The 13173-nt window shown below is 48.3% G+C and carries 14 protein-coding genes and 1 tRNA gene; 4 read left to right on the top strand and 11 right to left on the bottom strand.

Going from position 1 to position 13173, the window contains the following annotated elements; all coding sequences use genetic code 11:
• Positions 1–41: 41 nt before the first annotated feature.
• The 5 genes from P7M01_RS04320 to proB all read right to left on the bottom strand — a co-directional run bounded on the left by P7M01_RS04320 (position 42) and on the right by proB (position 4868).
• On the bottom strand, positions 42–1253 hold the full coding sequence (locus P7M01_RS04320) for an NRAMP family divalent metal transporter (protein WP_317479699.1): 1212 nt from the start codon (positions 1251–1253) through the stop codon (positions 42–44).
• A gap of 39 nt (positions 1254–1292) precedes the next feature.
• On the bottom strand, positions 1293–2027 hold the full coding sequence (gene pxpA, locus P7M01_RS04315) for a 5-oxoprolinase subunit PxpA (RefSeq protein ID WP_202936059.1): 735 nt from the start codon (positions 2025–2027) through the stop codon (positions 1293–1295).
• On the bottom strand, positions 2014–2943 hold the full coding sequence (locus tag P7M01_RS04310) for a 5-oxoprolinase subunit C family protein (protein ID WP_202936060.1): 930 nt from the start codon (positions 2941–2943) through the stop codon (positions 2014–2016). The genes pxpA and P7M01_RS04310 overlap by 14 nt, the downstream gene beginning before the upstream one ends.
• Positions 2940–3584 carry a 5-oxoprolinase subunit PxpB gene (pxpB, locus tag P7M01_RS04305; protein WP_317475942.1) on the bottom strand — a complete coding sequence of 215 codons (645 nt, stop codon included), beginning with the start codon at positions 3582–3584 and terminating at the stop codon, positions 2940–2942. The genes P7M01_RS04310 and pxpB overlap by 4 nt, the downstream gene beginning before the upstream one ends.
• A gap of 174 nt (positions 3585–3758) precedes the next feature.
• Complete coding sequence (gene proB / locus P7M01_RS04300; RefSeq protein ID WP_317483264.1) at positions 3759–4868, bottom strand: glutamate 5-kinase; 1110 nt, start codon at positions 4866–4868, stop codon at positions 3759–3761.
• Positions 4869–5050: 182 nt separating this feature from the next.
• Here proB and P7M01_RS04295 point away from each other — a divergent pair, with 182 nt between their 5' ends.
• From P7M01_RS04295 to folA, 3 genes are read left to right on the top strand one after another with little or no spacing between them, the layout of a single operon-like run.
• A complete protein-coding gene (locus P7M01_RS04295) occupies positions 5051–5827 on the top strand; it encodes a threonine/serine exporter family protein (protein WP_317483265.1) in 777 nt (258 codons plus the stop codon).
• 1 nt (position 5828) lies between these two features.
• On the top strand, positions 5829–6293 hold the full coding sequence (locus tag P7M01_RS04290) for a threonine/serine exporter family protein (protein ID WP_317475945.1): 465 nt from the start codon (positions 5829–5831) through the stop codon (positions 6291–6293).
• Positions 6294–6307: 14 nt separating this feature from the next.
• A complete protein-coding gene (folA, locus tag P7M01_RS04285; protein WP_317479695.1) occupies positions 6308–6817 on the top strand; it encodes a type 3 dihydrofolate reductase in 510 nt (169 codons plus the stop codon).
• 27 nt (positions 6818–6844) lie between these two features.
• Here folA and P7M01_RS04280 read toward each other — a convergent pair whose 3' ends face one another.
• The 5 genes from P7M01_RS04280 to P7M01_RS04260 all read right to left on the bottom strand — a co-directional run bounded on the left by P7M01_RS04280 (position 6845) and on the right by P7M01_RS04260 (position 11076).
• A complete protein-coding gene (locus tag P7M01_RS04280) occupies positions 6845–7933 on the bottom strand; it encodes a 5-methyltetrahydropteroyltriglutamate--homocysteine S-methyltransferase (RefSeq protein WP_317483266.1) in 1089 nt (362 codons plus the stop codon).
• 119 nt (positions 7934–8052) lie between these two features.
• On the bottom strand, positions 8053–9270 hold the full coding sequence (locus P7M01_RS04275; protein ID WP_394853429.1) for a BaiN/RdsA family NAD(P)/FAD-dependent oxidoreductase: 1218 nt from the start codon (positions 9268–9270) through the stop codon (positions 8053–8055).
• Positions 9267–10097 (bottom strand): c-type cytochrome biogenesis protein, encoded by an 831-nt coding sequence (locus P7M01_RS04270; RefSeq protein ID WP_317483268.1) that lies wholly within the window; start codon positions 10095–10097, stop codon positions 9267–9269. Before P7M01_RS04270 ends, P7M01_RS04275 begins: the two co-directional genes overlap by 4 nt.
• On the bottom strand, positions 10094–10552 hold the full coding sequence (gene nrfF, locus P7M01_RS04265) for a heme lyase NrfEFG subunit NrfF (RefSeq protein WP_317480769.1): 459 nt from the start codon (positions 10550–10552) through the stop codon (positions 10094–10096). Before nrfF ends, P7M01_RS04270 begins: the two co-directional genes overlap by 4 nt.
• Positions 10549–11076 carry a DsbE family thiol:disulfide interchange protein gene (locus P7M01_RS04260; protein WP_317480768.1) on the bottom strand — a complete coding sequence of 176 codons (528 nt, stop codon included), beginning with the start codon at positions 11074–11076 and terminating at the stop codon, positions 10549–10551. Before P7M01_RS04260 ends, nrfF begins: the two co-directional genes overlap by 4 nt.
• 71 nt (positions 11077–11147) lie before the next feature.
• Here P7M01_RS04260 and P7M01_RS04255 point away from each other — a divergent pair.
• Positions 11148–11223: transfer RNA gene (locus tag P7M01_RS04255), tRNA-Thr, on the top strand.
• A 9-nt stretch (positions 11224–11232) separates the two neighbouring features.
• Here P7M01_RS04255 and nrfE read toward each other — a convergent pair.
• Positions 11233–13134, bottom strand: a complete 1902-nt coding sequence (gene nrfE, locus P7M01_RS04250) for a heme lyase NrfEFG subunit NrfE (protein WP_317480767.1) — start codon at positions 13132–13134, stop codon at positions 11233–11235.
• Positions 13135–13173: the final 39 nt, after the last annotated feature.

Below are 13173 nucleotides of genomic sequence, written 5' to 3'. Positions count from 1 at the left end.
GGGCAAAAAAACGAAAGAATTTTTGCCCGCACTTTTCGTATTTATCCCGCTAATGTCGAAATATATTTTACTAAAGTTTGTGCGCTGAGAACGGCCATTAAAACGGCTACCGTCCATCCGATAACAGCCAGTATCTTCGGGTGTCGGTAATTGCCGACGATCTGGCTGCGATAGGCGGCAAGTAGAATCAACGCCAACGCTATCGGTAAAATCAGCCCGTTCAATGCGCCCACAAACACCAGTACTTGCGCCGGGCGTCCTACCGTCACAAGCACGGCGGTAGAAACGATGATAAATCCGATAATCCATTTATTGCGGTTCGCTTCAATCTGTTTATTGAAGCCGGAAATGAAGGAAACGGACGTATATGCCGCTCCGACCACGGACGTAATGGACGCCGCCCAAATCACCACGCCAAAAATAATCGCGCCGAAACTGCCCGCCACATGCTGAAACGGCGTTACCGCCGGATTTTTGGGATCCAGCATCACGCCCTGACTGACCACGCCTAATACAGCAAGAAACAGAACGATACGCATGACGGAGGCAATAAGAATAGCCGAAACGGAACTGCGGCTGACATCCGGCAAGGCCGACGGTCCTTTAATGCCGGCGTCCAATAAGCGGTGTGCACCGGCAAAGGTAATATAGCCGCCGACCGTACCGCCCACCAACGTTACAATGGCGATAGGATCCAATGCTTCCGGGACAAAAGTCCGAATCACCGCCTCGCCGACGGGCGGATGAGACCGGAACGCGACGTAAGTGGTCAGCGCAATCATGATAAATCCCATCATCTGAGCAAAACGATCCATCACGCTGCCCGCTTCTTTCACGATAAAAATACCGATCGCGATAACCGCGCTTATCACCGCTCCCGTTTCGGGCGATACGCCCGTAAGTATATTTAGCCCTAAACCGGCGCCGCCCACGTTACCGATATTGAAGGCCAATCCGCCCATTACAATCAAAACGGCTAAAAAATATCCCGCTCCGGGGAAAACCAGGTTGGCAATATCCTGCGCCTTACGTTCCGAAACGGCGATAATGCGCCAGATGTTTAATTGCGCCCCGATATCGAGCAAAATCGACAGTAAAATCACAAAACCGAAACTCGCCGCCAGATTTTGTGTGAATACCGCCGTTTGCGTTAAAAAACCCGGTCCGATAGCGGATGTGGCCATCAAAAACGCCGCACCTAAAACGGCGTTTCTACGATGCCGGATGTTAGAAGTTGATTTTTCCGTTTTCATAGTTGTCTTCCTGTATTGTTGTGTATGTTTTTTTATACTTTAAGCCGTGACGCGGATTTTTTGTTGTTGTAATGCATCACGAATCTGTCGGGCGAATTGCAGCGCGTGAACGTTATCACCGTGCAGACAAACGCTTTCCGCCTTTACGCTGACGGTCGAACCGTCTACGGCGGTAACCGTGCCGTCCAGCATTTGACAAACTTGCATGATGGCTTCCTCATCGCTGCCTACCATCGCATTGGGTTGAGTACGCGGTACCAGCATACCGTTCGACTGATAATGACGATCCGCAAATACCTCGGAAATTGTTGCCAATCCCGCCTCCTCCGCAAGACGCAGCATTAAACTGCCCGACAAGCCCATCAATTTTAGCGCCGGATTAAACTCCCTGACGGCATGAATAATCACTTGCGCCAGGTGCGGATCGTTCGAAGCTTCATTATATAAAGCGCCATGCGGTTTAACATAAATCAATTCCGCTTGCTGCGCATCACAAATTGCCTGCAACGCTCCCAGTTGATAATGCAGATAAGCCGTTAAATCGGCGTCCTTTAGCGGCATATTTTTGCGCCCGAAATTTTCCCGATCGGGAAATCCCGGATGAGCACCGATGCGAACGTTATTTTCTTTCGCCCACTTGACGGCGTTACGCATTTCTATCGCGCCGCCGGCATGCAATCCGCACGCAATATTGGCGGAGGTAATCAATTTCAATAAAGCTTCGTCAAATGGGAAACCTTCGGCCAAATCGGCGTTTAAATCAATCTGCTTCATAGGCGATTCTCCGTATATGATTGAGGTAAATATCATTTTCCTTATGCAATTTTTCCACGGTTTGCATATCCGCAAGATAAAATTTAATTTCGCCGCCGAAACGGACTTGCGCCAGCCGCCCAAGATCGGCGGAAACAACCGTGGCAATTTTAGGATAACCGCCCGTCGTTTGCGCGTCCGCCATTAAAATAATAGGCTGACCGTTCGGCGGAACCTGCACCGTACCGAACTGAATCGCATGCGACAACATTTCAAGCGGCGCCTTCAGTTGCAAACTTTCGCCTTTAAACCGATATCCCATACGATCGCTGGAACCCTGTAATATCCAGGTTCGTTGCCACCACAAACGTTGAGATTCCGCGGTAAACGCATCATACTCGGACGACGGAACGGCATAAATCGTATTGCGCCACGCGATGGGAGCGACTCCGATTGTCGACAACGTATTATGCCGCGTCAGAGTCGGCACGGCATCGCCCTGGCGTAAATAGCGTCCTTCGATTCCGCCAAGGCCCGTACGATTATCCGTGCTGGCGGATCCCAATTCATGAGGCACCTGAAAACCGCCGCATATACATAAATAACCGTACATCCCGATTTTAGCCCGCACCAATGTCAAAATCTGCCCGGCTTTGGCGGTATAACGCCAATAAGAATAAATCGGTTCACCGTCTAAATACGCTTCGTAAAAGGCGCCGGTGATGCAAAACGGCGTATCATAATCGAATTGTACCGTCATTCCTCCGAGAATCACTTCAACCGCCGCGGCATTCTCTTCATTACGAACAAGCAAATTACCCGCTTTCAATGCCAAAGGATCCATCGCACCGGCTTGCCCGATACCCAGTTCCCGCCAACCGGAACGTCCCAAATCCTGAACGGAAGCAAGCGCCTGAATATCCAAAATTTTCATCATAAATCAATCTTCTCCGCGATAAAACGCACTCGATCGCCGGTTTTAAGCAATGTCGGCGGCAGTTGATTTTTATCGAATAACGGAACCGAAGTATGGCCGATAAGCCGCCATCCGCCCGGCGAAGCAAAAGGATAAATGCCGGTCTGACTGCCGCCAATTCCCACCGAACCTGCGGGAACGAGCGTTCGGGGCTCGGCGCGACGCGGCGTATGTAACGATTCGGGCAAGCCGCCGAGATAAGGAAACCCGGCCTGAAAACCAATCATAAATACGGTATAAACCGGTTGAGTATGCAAAGCGACAATGTTTTCCGGCGTCGTATGATGAAACGCCGCCACTTCCGTCAAATCTTCGCCCCATTGTCCGCCGTAACGCACCGGAATTTCCACAAGACGGCTTTGGTAGTCAAGTGCGGTCGTTTTTTGCCATGTTTTTTTCAAATCCGCCGCCAACCGTACAAAATCAACAGGATAATGCACAAATACCGTCACATTATTCATCCCGACCACCACTTCCCGAATCCGGGAATATTCGCGCAAGTGCGCCGCAAAAGCCCAAAAACGCTGCTGATTTTCAAGACTGGCCGGCGGCGGCAAACGACAAACAACCGCCGATTCAGAGGTCGGTATAATTTCAAGCATCCGTTATCTCCTTTTAAAATAATATGTTAATAACGTAAATCGGCCCGAACTGTCAACAAAGAAATGGAATAAAATTAAACACCAGGCTATTTTATTAAAAAAAATATAACAAAACAGAGGAAAAATAAAAAAGCAGGTGAAACAACCCTGCTCTTATTGGAAAAAATATAAAATCTATTTTATCACAATCATATCATCGCGATGTACCGCTACGGCGCCGTATTCATAGCCCAAAATCCGTTCGATTTCATGGGATTTTTTACCTTTAATCAAAGTCAGCGCATCGCTGTTATAACGCGGCATACCAAGTGCAATATCTTTGCCACCGAGAGTACGGATTTTCACTACTTCGCCGCGGGAAAAATGACCTTCCACGCGCACGATTCCCGCAGGCAACAAGGATTTATGCTGAACCAACACGGCGTTTTCCGCGCCGTCGTCAATGATCAGCCGTCCCGCCGACGGCGCAGCAAACAGCCATTGTTTGCGGCTTTCCAAATGTTCCGGCGCAACGGTGAACTTCGTGCCGATAGGTTTGCCGTAGGCCAAATCCGTAATTACATCGGGGCGGTTGCCGGGGGCGATGACGGTTTCTATGCCGGAGCGGGTTGCAATATCCGCCGCACCGATTTTAGTGGACATGCCGCCGGTACCGAGTTGCGTACCGCTGCCGCCTGCAATGGAACGGATATGATCGGTAATCTCATTCACCACGGGAATTAATTTCGCCGCCGGATTTTTGCGCGGATCGCTGTCAAACAAGCCTTGCTGGTCGGTCAGCAGATAAATCTGATCAGCCTGCACTAAAATCGCCGCCAGTGCCGATAAATTATCGTTATCGCCCACCTTAATTTCTGCCGTCGCCACCGCATCGTTTTCATTAATCACAGGAATAATGCCGTTATCCAGCAGCGCCCGCAAAGTATCGCGCGCATTCAGAAAACGTTCGCGATCTTCAATATCCGCGCGCGTCAGCAAAATCTGCCCGATATGAATATCGTAAATGGCGAAGAGCTGTTCCCAGGTTTGAATCAACTGACTTTGTCCGACGGCGGCAAGCAGCTGTTTCGAGGCGATCGTCGGCGGCAATTGTGGATGATTCAGATAATCCCGTCCCGCCGCAACCGCACCGGAAGTGACGATAACAATACGAAAGCCCGCCTGATGTAAGCGGGTAATTTGCTGCACGATAGAAATCATGTGCGGACGATTCAATTTCGGTGAGCCCTGAGTTAAAGTGCTCGTGCCGAATTTAACGACAATAGTTTTGCAATTCTGCGCCATAAAAATTGATCCCGGAAAGAAAAGAGCCATTAAAGTAGCACTAAACTATCCCAAAATCACGAAAAAATTACGAAAAATCCGACCGCACTTTACCGCCTTTTATCTTTATGTAAGATCCGTTTTCATCCGCCCGAAGATAGGCATATAATTGCGCTGGATAAAACTTTTCACGGAGAAAAACAATGACGGATATTTCGCCGAAACAACGGGATATTACGCGGCTTTGCGTTCAAGTTGCCGCATTGCAGTTGCAACACGGTCTGGAAAGTGCGCAAGTGGTACAAATGACTATGCGACTGGGACTGGCGTTGGGCGTGGACAGCGTAGAATGCGCGTTAACTCCCGACGCCGTCATTATCACCACCTTGCTGAACGGACATTGTCTCACCACAACCAGACGCGTGCTGGATAAAGGTTTGAATATGCAGGTGATTACGGAAGTGCAACGCATCATTATTACCGCCGAGCATAGAATCTATAACATCAATATGGTGAAAGAAAAACTCAACCAAATCAAACCGTTACGTTACAATCGATGGCTAGTGGTGTTTATGATCGGGCTGTCCTGCGCCTGTTTCGCTCACTTAGCGGGCGGCGATTGGACGATTTTTGCCATTACCTTCGCGGCTTCCGCCTTAGCCATGTTCGTCCGCCAGGAATTTGCCAAACGACATTTTAATCCGTTAATCGTATTTGCCGTCACCGCCTTTGTGGCTTCACTGATTTCAGGGCTAGCGCTCAAATTTGACCTTGGCAACAATCCCCAAATCGCGCTGGCGTCAAGCGTATTATTGTTAGTGCCCGGATTCCCGCTGGTGAATTCTATCGCCGACATTCTGAAAGGGCATATTAACATGGGATTGGCGCGCTGGTCGCTGGCAACGGTGCTCACATTCGGCGCCTGCATGGGAATTGTATTTGCTTTAAACGTGCTTAATATTTCGCAATGGGGAAATTAATATGGAACTGATTTTACAGTTATTGGACGACATGATTTTTGCCGCCGTTCCCGCCGTCGGTTTCGCGCTGATTTTCAACGTGCCGCCCAAAGCCTTAATTTATTGCGCTTTTTTAGGCGCTCTCGGTCACAGCTTCCGGACATTATTGCTGCATTTTGACGTTCAGCTGGTGCTGGCGACCTTTCTGGCGGCCGGCTTAATCGGTTTCATCGGCGTGCAGATTTCGCAACATTATTTGGCGCATCCGAAAGTTTTCACCGTCGCCGCCATCATTCCTATGATTCCGGGCATTTACGCCTACAAAGCGATGATTGCCATTGTGCAAATCGGTTCTTACGGCACTTCGCCGGAATTGTTTCAGCAAATGATGGACAACTTTGTGAAAACCGGCTTCCTGCTCGGCGCATTAGTCTTTGGACTTGCGCTGCCTCGTCTGTTATTCTATCGCCAAAGACCGGTCGTTTAATTTAAAGGAAAGCTATGTTATTCAGCCTTATCGTTGCCGCCGCCAACAATCGCGTCATTGGAAAAGACAATCAAATGCCGTGGCATTTACCCGCGGATCTCGCTTGGTTTCGTCAGAATACCACCGGCAAACCGGTGATTATGGGACGCAAAACCTTTGAAAGCATCGGACGTCCGTTGCCTAAACGGACTAACATCGTGTTGTCGCGCCGCCCTTTTGCGCACGAAGGCGTAATTTGGAAAAACAGCCTGGAAAGTGCGGTCGATTTTTTGAAAGATTTTGATGAAATTATGCTAATTGGCGGCGGGGAATTATTCGAACAATATTTGTCGAAAGCGGATAAGCTCTATCTGACGCAAATTCAGGCGGACATTGAAGGCGATACTTTTTTTCCCGAATTGAATTGGGCGGAATGGGAAATCGAACATGAAGAATGGCGCCCCGCGGACGAAAATAACGCCTATGACTTACGTTTTTTAATTCTACGTCGCAAATCCTGCGATACGGCGAACAAAAAGGGCTGATTCAGCCCTTTTTTCTTACGCCGGAATTTAATCTTCGCCCCAAATTTCACGGGCAATTTCTTCCACCAAACGAACTTTCGCCCATTGTTGCTCTTCCGTCAAAATATTACCTTCTTCGGTAGAGGCGAAACCGCATTGCGGGCTTAAACAAAGCCGTTCCAGCGGGACATATTGCGCCGCTTCGCGAATGCGCGATTTGATAAATTCCTTGTCTTCCGGCTCCGGAAATTTGGATGTCACCAATCCGAGCACCACTCGCCCTTTATTGGCGGCAAAATATTTCAAAGGCTCAAATCCGCCGGAACGTTCATCGTCGTATTCCAGGAAATAACCGTCATAATCGGTTTGCGCAAACAAGGCGTCGGCAATAGGATCGTAAGCGCCGGTTAAACGATAGGAAGATTTATAATTACCGCGGCAAACATGAGTAGTGACGGTCATATCCGCCGGTTTCACCGATAAAATCGCCTGAACATTTTCCAGCGCCTGCGCTTTATCCACCGGAAATGAAGGTAAGTCCTTGTTATTACACAAGGTTCCCCAATACACATCATCAATCTGCAAATAACGGCAACCCGCCGCATAAAAAGCTTTAATCGCATCCTGATAAGCTTTTTGAACATCTTTCATCATTGCCGCTCTATTCGGATAAACCGCAGTATTCAGTTGATAGTCATACATCAACTGATTCGGGCTTGGAATAGTGAATTTGACGATGCCTCGACCGTTCACAATTTTCTGCAGTGATTTGAAATGGTCTAAAAAAGGATGATCGTCATTCCAGGAAATTTTGCCGGAACAACGAATATTGTACTTACGTACGCTGACACCGCGGAAATTATAAGCTTCCTCCGGCACATAGCCTTCTATGCCGTTTAAATTTTCCAAAAAATCAATATGCCACCAGGAGCGGCGATATTCGCCGTCGGTAATCACCTGAATGCCGGCCGCCAACTGCGCCTGAACCAATTTTTCAATTTCCGCATCCTCAACGGCGGTCAATTCCGCCCGAGAAATGTTGCCTTCGGCGAATTGGGCGCGCGCCGCTTTCAACGGTGCCGAACGCAAGTAAGAACCGACGGTATCCGCGTGCAAGGGTAAAACTTTGTTTGTCATCATTAAATTCCTTAATATTGCCTGTCATTTTCAATGACATTCACTATAAGGAAAAGCCTGGGTAAGAACAAGTTAAAATCAGACTGAATAGCGTCTTTTTATTGATAATAAACATGAATTTAATTCATATTAATGCCTTGCGCGCAGGCATAAGCCGAGCTCCACGCCCACTGAAAATTGTAACCACCGAGCCAGCCGGCGACATCCAGCACTTCGCCGATGAAATACAGACCTTTCACCTTTAGACTTTCCATCGTCTTAGAAGAAATTTCACGGGTATCCACGCCGCCCAGCGTTACTTCCGCCGTGCGATAACCTTCCGTGCCGTTCGGTTGAAAACACCAATGATGAACCAAATCCGTCAGTTTTTCCGACCGCACTTTGGTTAAATTTGCCACAGTTTCGTCTTCTATCAGCCCTTGCGCCAACCAAACATCCACCAGTTTTTTCGGCAACACTCGATTTAGCAGGGTTTTCAATCGAATTTTCGGTGAATCGGTTTTGGCTTGCCGCAGCAGCTCACCAATGTTGGCTGACGGCAACAAATCAATGGTCAGCGATTCGTGCGGTTGCCAATAATTGGAAATTTGCAAAACCGCAGGCCCCGAAATTCCGCGATGCGTAAACAACAGCCGATTGTTAAAACGCTTGCCGTTTTGAGCGGTAATCGTCACCGGCAACGAAATACCGGAAAGTGCGGTCAAAAATTTATCGATTTCTCGATAAGTAAAAGGCACCAGGCCGGCGCGCGGCGGTAACACCTTCATACCGAATTGTTCCGCAATCCGATAGCCAAAAGGCGACGCACCAAGCCCCGGCATCGATAACCCGCCGCTGGCGATCACTAAATTGTCACAGCGCCACTGTTGCCCGTTGGCGCGAATCATAAAACCCGCATATTCGCCCGTTTCCGATTCGCTTTCCGCGCGTTCCACGGACTCAATCTGCTGACGCAAGACAATCCGCACGCCGCTTTGCTCGCATTGGCGCGCCAGCATCGCGACAATGTCTTCCGCGCCGTTATCGCAAAACAATTGCCCGTCTTCCTTTTCGTGATAAGCAATGCCCGCTTCCGCCGCCATGGCGATAAAATCCCATTGGCTGAAACGCGCCAACGCCGATTTAACAAAGTGCGGATTATGAGAAAGGTAATGCTGCGGAGTGACATCCAGATTGGTGAAATTACAAAATCCGCCGCCGGACATCAGGATCTTACGTCCGATTTTCTTGCCGTTATCCAGCACCGCAACGGTTTTGCCCCGTTTACCGATTTGCGCGGCACAAAATAAGCCGGACGCGCCGGCTCCAATAATTATCGTGTTGAAATACTTCATTATTTTTTCGCTTTCTGTAACTGTTCCGCCATTTTTATGGTTTCGATAATTTTACGGCGATCCACTTCCTGTCGTCCGCTGTCCAGCAGTTGCTGCCAATAACGGATCGCCTGTTCGTAATCGGTTTTCAAAAAAGCCTCCGACGCCAATAAAGACAAGCTGGCGGTTTCATGCTTATCCTGTTGTAACGCGGCATCGATTAATTGCCGCACTTTCGGCGTGATTTTTTGTCCGGCCCGATAATAAAGCGCGGTCGCCGCCAAGCCCAAAATTTCAGGCTTGCTGCCGCGCAGGCGTTCTGCGTTGCCATAAGCGACCAAAGCATGTTCGAATTCGTTGTTCAACGCGTAAGCCTGGCCTAATTCCATCCAGGCGTCCGCGTCATTCGGATCCTTGCGCAATTTATTTTGTACGGAAGTCACATAATCCGTATTTCTTTCCGTTGCCGTGGCGGTTTGAAGTTGTTTTTGTTTATCGGCGAACGCCTGTTCGCCTTGTTTCACGTAATCAAAGCGGTTAAGGGAAAAATAATAGATAAGCGGTACGACGATTAATATCAGCCATAAAAATGCGGAAAAAACAGAGGTATTTTTGACCGCACTTTTTACTTTCGACGGTGCGCTTTGCTGCAACGCCTGTTCGTCGGTGAGTAAACGCTGACTCAATTCATCCGCTAATTCGGCGGAAGGATGAGCGTCCATTTGCGCCTGATACAACTCAATATTTTTCTGCCGGCGATAATTTTTCTGCCAGTCGATTTTCGCCGTGAAAGGCACAAAAACCAACATGGCCAGCAGGGCGAAAATAAAGATGCCTAAAGGTAATATCATTGTTTTTTCTCTAATAAATCCGTCAGCGCCCGCTTTTGTTCCGGCGAAAGTGCGGTAGATTTCGGCGATGTTTTTTCCCGTTGACGGGAATAACGCCATAACGCGCCCAATGCCGCTAACAATAACAGAACCGGCAATCCCCATAATAATACGGTTTTCCGTTGAAACGGCGGTTTATACAGCACAAAATTGCCGAAACGCGATGTCATGACCTCTATAATTTGTTCGTTGGTTTTGCCTTCGTCAATCATTTTATACACTTCAAGACGCAAATCGTAAGCGATAGGCGAATTGGATTCCACCAGGTTTTGATTCTGGCATTGCGGACAACGCAGAGATTTAGCCAACGCCACCGCGCGGGTGCGATCCTCCACCGATTTAAACCGGTAAGTATCCACCATTTCGCCGCGGGCGACGCCTGCGACCAAAATCAACAGATAAAATAAAATTCTCATTTCAGTTTTTCCAATTCCGGCAGCAGGACGTTTTCAATAATTTTGCGATCAAGCGCACCCGATTGACGGTAACGAATAACGCCGTATTTATCCACCACATAGGTTTCCGGCGCGCCGTCCACACCAAGCTGCATAGCAAGTTTGCCGCGGCTGTCATCAATATTAAACAAAAAAGGATTGCCCCAATGCTGCAAATATTCCAGCGCATTTTGCCGTTTATCGCGATAATTCAAGCCCACAATCTGCACGCCTTGTTTTGCCAGTTCCAGCAATAACCCGTGTTCCTGTTTACAATAATAGCACCAGCTTCCCCAAATATTGATTAAATGCGCCGTTTTCGGCAGGTTTTTATTACTGACAATTTGATCGGGATTCTGCAAATCCGCCTGAAAAAATTCCGGCACCGGTTTATCAATCAGCGCCGAGGCAATTTTTTTCGGATCCTGCTGCAAACCGACAAATAACAACGCACAAACGGTTAAAATCAACACTAAAGGTAAAAATAAAATAATTTTTTTCTTCATAATTCACATTTTTTTGAAAAAAGGGTTACTCCGTCCCGCAAAAATTCATATAATAAGCGACGTTCTTTCGTGCCGACTTAGCTCAGTCGGTAGAGCAACTGATTCGTAATCAGTAGGTCGTCAGTTCGATTCTGATAGTCGGCACCATTTCCTTTCTTATTTCTTTTTACCGTTTCGTTTCAGGCTTAATGCCGCACATAACGCGCCGATTGCCATCAATACGCCGCCGAACCACAACCATCCCGCGAAAGGTTTGTAATGCAGACGAAAAGTGAATTCGCCCGGGTTGCCGCTTTCGCCGGTTAATTTGTCGCCCATGACGATATAAATATCTCCGAGCCAGCCCCAGTTAATGCCCACTTCGGACATATTCATGGTTCGCACTTCATAATAACGGCGTTCAGGGTAAAGTGCGGTCAGAATTTCATCGTTTTTTACCACGTCGAAACGGGCTTTTTCACTGGTATAATTAGGCCCGATTTCATTGCTGAATCCCACATAACGGAACTCGTAACCGTTCAGTTGTCGGCTTTGTCCCGGCGCTAAGCGTACGCCGATTTCGGCAGCGAAATAACCGGACATCACGGCGCCGATTACCGTCACCGCCACACCGCAATGCGCCAGAATCATGCCTACGCGCTTCAGCGTCAGCGCCCGCCAGTTAGCCCAGACGGTAGAGATAAACAACCAAATAGCGAGGCTCAGTAAAATCAACGCCGTCCAATTAAATTTTAAACTCGGTTCCTGATTCAGGGTATAACGAATCAAAGCGTAAGCGGCCACCGCCGACGGCAACAGGCATGCCAGCCGTTTAAACAGAAAAGTGCGGTCGATTTTTTGCCATTTTGTTGCCGGCGCAATCACCATGGCAATCAGCAAAATCACGATTAACGGCAGAAAAATACTGTTGAAATACGGCGCACCCACAGAAATGGAGCCCCATCCCAGGGCAGTGAATAACATCGGATAAAACGTGCCGATAAACACACTGATCATCGCGACGGCAAATAAAATATTCGCCAATAACATCAAGGTTTCTTTAGAAACAACGGAAAATCTGACCGCACTTTGACGTAAATCGGTTTTCATCGCAAACAACGTAAGCGAGCCGACGGTCATAAGAAAAAACAAAGCCAGCAGCGCGGAACCGCGTTCACCGTCCACGGCAAACGCATGCACGGAGGTTAGCACGCCGGAACGTACGATAAACGTTCCCAGTAAGCTGAAAGCAAAAACAAATAGGGAAAATAAAATGGTCCAATAGCTGAAAATGCCCCGCTGTTCCGTGACAATCAAACTGTGTAATAAGCCCAGTCCGAGCAACCACGGCATTAAAGAGGCGTTTTCCACCGGATCCCAGAACCACCAGCCGCCCCAGCCCAATTCGTAATACGCCCACCAGGCACCGAGCACGATACCGACGGTCAAGAAAAACCAAGACACTAACGCCCACGGACGCATCCAGCGCGCAATGGCGGCATCAGCATAACCGTCGATTAATGCGGCAATCGTAAGTGCAAAATTCACGGCAAACCCCACATAACCGAGGTATAACAGCGGCGGGTGGAAAATCAATCCCACATCCTGCAACATCGGATTAAGATCCCGACCTTCCGGCGGTAACGGAAATTGACGAATAAACGGATTGGAAAAGAAAATGATAAAAATACCGAATCCCAAACACAGCAATCCCAAAACCGATAACGCCCGGGCGGCGATAATCGGATCAATGTTGCGACTGAAAAAGGCGAATAATCCCACCCAAACGCTTAACGCAAACAACCAAAATAACATGGAACCTTCATGCCCGCCCCAAGTCGCTGCGATTTTGAAGAAGGTCGGCAATTGAGAATTGGAATGCGCCGCGATATATTCCACCGAGAAATCGTCAACGACAAAACCGTATGCCAAAATGCCGATAGAAATCGCGGTAAAAGTGGCGGAAATATAACTGAGATTCCAGGCATATTGCGGTTTACCGATCATCGGACAAATCGCCAATAAACCAAAAGCGAGCGTGGCGATCACAAGCGCTAAAAAAGCAAGTTCGGGTAACATGAATCTTTATTTCGTCTATCGTTTCGTTAATCTGAATTC

Source organism: Exercitatus varius (genome assembly GCF_029577735.1).
Taxonomy (GTDB): Bacteria; Pseudomonadota; Gammaproteobacteria; order Enterobacterales; family Pasteurellaceae; genus Exercitatus; species Exercitatus varius.
The sequence above is the reverse complement of the archived record's forward strand: the minus strand, read 5'-3'. Positions and strand labels throughout refer to the sequence as shown.

Excerpts from the sequence above, each read along its gene's own strand:
- P7M01_RS04260 (WP_317480768.1), bottom strand. The coding sequence starts at position 11,076 with ATGAAGAAAAAAATTATTTTATTTTTACCTTTAGTGTTGATTTTAACC.
- P7M01_RS04270 (WP_317483268.1), bottom strand. The coding sequence starts at position 10,097 with ATGATATTACCTTTAGGCATCTTTATTTTCGCCCTGCTGGCCATGTTG.
- P7M01_RS04310 (WP_202936060.1), bottom strand. The coding sequence starts at position 2,943 with ATGATGAAAATTTTGGATATTCAGGCGCTTGCTTCCGTTCAGGATTTG.
- pxpB (WP_317475942.1), bottom strand. The coding sequence starts at position 3,584 with ATGCTTGAAATTATACCGACCTCTGAATCGGCGGTTGTTTGTCGTTTG.
- P7M01_RS04295 (WP_317483265.1), top strand. The coding sequence starts at position 5,051 with ATGACGGATATTTCGCCGAAACAACGGGATATTACGCGGCTTTGCGTT.
- nrfE (WP_317480767.1), bottom strand. The coding sequence starts at position 13,134 with ATGTTACCCGAACTTGCTTTTTTAGCGCTTGTGATCGCCACGCTCGCT.
- folA (WP_317479695.1), top strand. The coding sequence starts at position 6,308 with ATGTTATTCAGCCTTATCGTTGCCGCCGCCAACAATCGCGTCATTGGA.
- pxpA (WP_202936059.1), bottom strand. The coding sequence starts at position 2,027 with ATGAAGCAGATTGATTTAAACGCCGATTTGGCCGAAGGTTTCCCATTT.
- P7M01_RS04290 (WP_317475945.1), top strand. The coding sequence starts at position 5,829 with ATGGAACTGATTTTACAGTTATTGGACGACATGATTTTTGCCGCCGTT.
- P7M01_RS04320 (WP_317479699.1), bottom strand. The coding sequence starts at position 1,253 with ATGAAAACGGAAAAATCAACTTCTAACATCCGGCATCGTAGAAACGCC.
- P7M01_RS04280 (WP_317483266.1), bottom strand. The coding sequence starts at position 7,933 with ATGACAAACAAAGTTTTACCCTTGCACGCGGATACCGTCGGTTCTTAC.
- nrfF (WP_317480769.1), bottom strand. The coding sequence starts at position 10,552 with ATGAGAATTTTATTTTATCTGTTGATTTTGGTCGCAGGCGTCGCCCGC.
- proB (WP_317483264.1), bottom strand. The coding sequence starts at position 4,868 with ATGGCGCAGAATTGCAAAACTATTGTCGTTAAATTCGGCACGAGCACT.